3 protein-coding genes and 1 tRNA gene are annotated in these 3,046 nt (G+C 35.9%); 1 reads left to right on the top strand and 3 read right to left on the bottom strand.

Annotated features, from left to right (window positions below):
• Positions 1-18 precede the first annotated feature (18 nt).
• Together argJ and D6734_11005 are read right to left on the bottom strand one after the other, a co-directional pair.
• Positions 19-1,227 (bottom strand): bifunctional glutamate N-acetyltransferase/amino-acid acetyltransferase ArgJ, encoded by a 1,209-nt coding sequence (gene argJ / locus D6734_11010; protein RMF93008.1) that lies wholly within the window; start codon positions 1,225-1,227, stop codon positions 19-21.
• Complete coding sequence (locus D6734_11005; GenBank protein ID RMF93007.1) at positions 1,224-1,553, bottom strand: hypothetical protein; 330 nt, start codon at positions 1,551-1,553, stop codon at positions 1,224-1,226. The genes argJ and D6734_11005 overlap by 4 nt, the downstream gene beginning before the upstream one ends.
• Positions 1,554-1,835: 282 nt before the next feature.
• Here D6734_11005 and D6734_11000 point away from each other — a divergent pair.
• Positions 1,836-1,908 (top strand) — tRNA-Ala (locus tag D6734_11000).
• A gap of 9 nt (positions 1,909-1,917) precedes the next feature.
• Here D6734_11000 and D6734_10995 read toward each other — a convergent pair.
• Positions 1,918-3,027 (bottom strand): 4Fe-4S dicluster domain-containing protein, encoded by a 1,110-nt coding sequence (locus tag D6734_10995; GenBank protein ID RMF93006.1) that lies wholly within the window; start codon positions 3,025-3,027, stop codon positions 1,918-1,920.
• Between the last annotated feature and the right edge of the window lie 19 nt (positions 3,028-3,046).

Below are 3,046 nucleotides of genomic sequence, written 5' to 3'. Positions count from 1 at the left end.
GATAAATATAATTGAATACTAATTGTACTCTGAATTTATTTTCACATAATCAAAGGAAAGGTCACAGGTATAGACTTTTGCTGAACCATTGCCAATATTCAAGTCAACAGTTATCTCCATATTCTTTCTCTTAAAATAATCAATCAGTTTTTTTCTATATTCTTCTTTAAATTTTCCAGATGAAACTGCTTTCATCTTGCCAAAATAGATATCGATCTTCTCTTCGTAAATTTCCGCTCCTGAAGCACCGGCTGATGCCGCTATCCTTCCCCAATTCGGGTCTTTGCCAAAAAGAGCGCATTTGAAAAGCAATGAATTTGCAATCTTAGATGCCACAGTCTTGGCATCTTTGGTGCTCTTTGCGCCTTCTATCTTAATTTCAACGAACTTCGTTGAGCCTTCACCATCTTCAACTATCTTCTTGGCTAGCTCGTCCATACAAATTGAAAGAGATCTTTTAAAAGCATCTAAAATATATTTTTGAGGTTTTTTGCCTCTTTCAAGAGGTGGAGCAAAACAGAAGACTGAATCATTTGTGCTCATATCTCCATCGATAGTAATACAATTGAATGTCTTATCAACTGTATCTCTCAGAGTCCTTTTTAGAAACTGTCTTTCAAGGGGAAGGTCTGTGGCAATAAAAGAAAGCATCGTTGCCATATCAGGTGCTATCATTCCAGCGCCTTTTGCCATTCCTGCAATAGAAAACTTTTTTTTCCCGTTGATAAATACTTCAACCCCAAATTCTTTCGGGAATGTATCAGTTGTCATTATTGCCTCTGCTGCCCCAAAAAATTCTTTCTTTGCAGCTCTCTGAAACAAGCTGTCTATCCCTTTCCTAATTTTATCAATCGGAATCTGGACACCAATTATGCCTGTAGAAGAAGATATGACAGCAGATTGCGAGACACCAAATTTTTCAGCCGCATATTTTTCAATTTCATTGACTCTTTTGATTCCTTCCTCACCTGTACAGGCATTGGCGTTACCGCTGTTTATCAAAATTATTTTTTTCAACCCCTTTGAAACTTTTGCCTTTGCCACCTTAACAGGAGCGGCTTTTATTTTATTTTTCGTAAAAACAGCTTCTGCCATAAAAGGTTCATCAAAAAATATCATTGCAAGGTCTAATCTGTTATTGCCCTTAATCCCTGATGAGACACCAAGGGCCTTGACACCTGAAATTGAATTAAGCCCTTTTTTTATTTTTCTATATTTAATTTTCATTTTGTCTCTTTATCTTTCTCTTTCAAATTTCTCTCTAAAGCCGCCAAAGCCATCTTTTTACGATTTTCCCAGCTTTTAACTGTCATTTCATAGTTATATTTTTCAGCTTCGAAAAGCTTTCTAGTCCTGAAATTTACAATAGAAGTGTTTCTTCTTATTATTGCTTCAATGTTTGAGGCAAGTTCATTCATCTCCCTTATCTCCCCCGGATTAATCATTTTTCCAAGGCGAGTCATAACAATCTCTCTTTCTTTCATAACCCTAAGACGGTTGAAGAGATTTTTGATCTGCATTATATCTTTTTTGACATCCTCATCTGTCCTCATAAAAGACCTCCTTTCATCAAAAAACGGGAGAAAATTTAACCTGCTGTATCTTATATGTCAATCAGATATGACAACTATATAGACTTACTGCTTTTTTATTTCATATCATTTGCCGTTAATTCCCTATCTAAAAAGTTGTGCTTTGCCCATTGATTTAATCTTATGATTGCCTGAGAATAAACTAAATTATAAAAAATTCGAAACAAAATTTTCAGAAGTTTCAAATAAGAAAGATAAGTCATTGACATTGAGTCCTTTGATTCATAAAATGGATAAAAGTTTGGGGCTGTGGCGCAGTTGGGAGCGCGCATGACTGGCAGTCATGAGGTCACGGGTTCGATCCCCGTCAGCTCCATTTCTTTTTTCAAAACTGTTTTTCCTTTTTCCAATATCGTGCCTTTTCCAAAAAAGCGAGAAGTGTTGTTGAATATTTCAAATTTTTAGAAGGACAATTATCAATACAGATCCCACAACCAGTACAATTTACACTTTTTAGAGGTTTTTTCTCCTTGACCGCTCTTAATACATCTACCGACATCTTGCAGGAATCATTACACAAACCACAACCTGTACAATGACTCAAGTTTGTCAAAATTTTTTGTCCTATGACACGCCCTATTATGCCAAGTAATAAGCCGGCAGGACAATAGTAGCAATATCCTCTCCCCCCTATGAAAATCCACAATAACATCATCAGAATCAATTCAAAGATCAAATATTTCATTCCCTCGATAATGTTCATCGTCTTAGGCGGGACAAAGAGCATCCTATTGTATGAGTAAATTGCCCACAAAGATATTAATAAAAGATTTGTCATTAACATTACCCATTGAATCACTATAAGCACTCTTTTAATCGATGGCTTTACAATTTTCGAATAGGGCTTTTTTTTATTGTGAGGAATAAATGGCAGCGCCTCTCCCATTGATTCAGCATGACAACCATTAAACAGACAAATCATACTGCACTGCCAACGCCTTCCTAAAAAAAGAGTCCCCACGAAAACTATGAATTGAAAAACAAGATAAAAAGTGAAAAGTATTATTGGACCATCTATTCCAAATGGATGCTCAAAACTCTTTCCCCAAAATTGTCCTGTAGAATAAATCTGAAACGGCATCGTAGACCATGGGAAGGGCATTAGAGCGAGTGTCAATGACCAAAAATTAGTAGCAACGGGCAAAATCATAAGGGCAATGAAAACAACCAATGAAAAACTGATAAGGCTTAGTGTGCGGAATCCAGACAATGACTTTTTCTTAGATTTGATATAGCGCAAAGTAAAAAAAGAACCAATTATTACGATGGAAGCGCGTCCATAGGTTTCAAACAAATCAAAGAGGCTTCTAAAAAACTCCCTTGAAGGGCCTTCTGAATGACGGCTTGCAGACATACCAAAACCAACTATTAAACAAAGTATGATTAGAGTTAATGCTGATAATCTTATTACTAAAAAATTTCTATCTTTTTTCATTTTCCATTCGCATTAAATT

This window comes from Candidatus Schekmanbacteria bacterium, assembly GCA_003695725.1.
Lineage (GTDB): Bacteria > Schekmanbacteria > GWA2-38-11 > GWA2-38-11 > J061 > J061.
The sequence above is the reverse complement of the archived record's forward strand: the minus strand, read 5'-3'. Positions and strand labels throughout refer to the sequence as shown.

Coding starts and splice junctions, on each gene's coding strand:
- D6734_10995 (RMF93006.1), bottom strand. CDS start 3,027: ATGAAAAAAGATAGAAATTTTTTAGTAATAAGATTATCAGCATTAACT.
- D6734_11005 (RMF93007.1), bottom strand. CDS start 1,553: ATGAGGACAGATGAGGATGTCAAAAAAGATATAATGCAGATCAAAAAT.
- argJ (RMF93008.1), bottom strand. CDS start 1,227: ATGAAAATTAAATATAGAAAAATAAAAAAAGGGCTTAATTCAATTTCA.